A 319-nucleotide genomic window follows, 5' to 3' on the forward strand; every position below is an offset into this window, starting at 1 on the left:
CGATCGGCGCCGACGCGGCCACCCAAGCCTGGTGGCAGCTCACCGGCCCCTGTCAGGAGCCCTGGGCAGATACCGGCACCGGGGGCAACTGGTCGGACCTGACCGAGATCTGGCATCTGGCCCCTTCGGCGACAGCCATCTGACGCCGGCGTGGCCCTCGGCCTCCCCGGCACCCCCTACCTCCGCCCCGGCGACACCGGCGAGCTCGCCATCGACGGCCTCGGCGTCCAGCGCCAGACCTTCGCCCAAGCGTGAAAGGCACCCCTTTGAGCAGCATGAGCGGCCTGTCGGGACTCAAGGCCGTCGTCACCGGCGGCGC

Annotated in this window: 1 pseudogene; it reads left to right on the forward strand. The window is 72.4% G+C overall.

The annotated features are described in order from the left end of the window. Positions 1 to 144: 144 nt before the first annotated feature. Positions 145 to 255, forward strand: a pseudogene (locus CCL05_RS44320) (fumarylacetoacetate hydrolase family protein); the annotation flags it as partial. Positions 256 to 319 lie beyond the last annotated feature (64 nt).

Origin of the sequence: Streptomyces africanus (assembly GCF_002150735.1) — a bacterium.
In the GTDB taxonomy this organism is placed as follows: domain Bacteria; phylum Actinomycetota; class Actinomycetes; order Streptomycetales; family Streptomycetaceae; genus Streptomyces; species Streptomyces africanus.